This is a genomic window from Streptomyces sp. NPDC030799 (assembly GCF_055572255.1).
Window position 1 is genome coordinate 1 of sequence record NZ_JBVIDS010000024.1, and the last position, 1,196, is coordinate 1,196.

The following is a 1,196-nucleotide window of genomic DNA, read 5'->3' on the forward strand; positions in this document are numbered from 1 at the left end:
AAGGTGCTCATCGCCAACCGTGGCGAAATCGCTGTCCGCGTGGCCCGGGCCTGCCGGGACGCCGGGATCGCGAGCGTGGCCGTCTACGCCGACCCGGACCGGGACGCTCTGCATGTCCGCGCCGCGGATGAGGCGTTCGCTCTGGGCGGTGACACTCCGGCCACCAGCTATCTGGTCATCGACAAGATCCTGAACGCGGCGCGCGAGTCCGGCGCGGACGCGATCCATCCCGGCTACGGGTTCTTGTCGGAGAACGCCGACTTCGCGCAGGCGGTGCTGGATGCGGGTCTGATCTGGATCGGCCCGCCGCCGCAGGCCATCCGTGACCTGGGTGACAAGGTCGCCGCCCGGCACATCGCGCAGCGTGCCGGCGCGCCTTTGGTCGCCGGTACGCCCGATCCGGTCTCGGGGGCGGAGGAGGTCGTGGCGTTCGCCCAGGAGCACGGCCTGCCCATCGCGATCAAGGCCGCGTTCGGTGGCGGTGGCCGGGGTCTGAAGGTCGCCCGGACCCTGGAGGAGGTCCCGGAGCTGTATGAGTCGGCGGTGCGCGAGGCGGTGGCCGCGTTCGGCCGTGGGGAGTGCTTCGTCGAGCGCTACCTGGACCGGCCCCGGCACGTGGAGACCCAGTGCCTGGCCGACAAGCACGGCAACGTGGTCGTCGTCTCCACCCGTGACTGCTCCTTGCAGCGCCGTCACCAGAAGCTGGTCGAGGAGGCCCCGGCGCCGTTCCTGTCCAAGGAGCAGGTCGCCGAGCTGTACCGCGCCTCCAAGGCCATCCTGAAGGAGGCCGGCTACCAGGGTGCGGGCACCTGTGAGTTCCTGGTCGGCCAGGACGGCACGATCTCGTTCCTGGAGGTCAACACCCGCCTGCAGGTGGAGCACCCGGTGACCGAGGAGGTCGCCGGCATCGACCTGGTGCGCGAGATGTTCCGCATCGCCGACGGCGAGGAACTCGGCTACGACGACCCGGTGCTGCGCGGACACTCCTTCGAGTTCCGCATCAACGGCGAGGACCCGGGCCGCAACTTCCTGCCCGCCCCGGGCACGGTCACCCGTTTCGACGCGCCCTCCGGGCCGGGTGTCCGTCTGGACGCCGGTGTCGAGGCGGGCAGCGTGATCGGTCCGGCCTGGGACTCCCTGCTCGCCAAGCTGATCGTGACCGGCCGTACCCGCAAGGAGGCCCTGGAGCGGGCCGC

At 71.0% G+C, this 1,196-nt stretch carries 1 protein-coding gene; it reads left to right on the forward strand.

Translation table 11 applies throughout. The annotated features are described in order from the left end of the window. A partial coding sequence (locus ACZ41I_RS39890) for an acetyl-CoA carboxylase biotin carboxylase subunit (protein ID WP_468516442.1) occupies positions 1–1,196 on the forward strand: 1,196 nt, incomplete at both ends.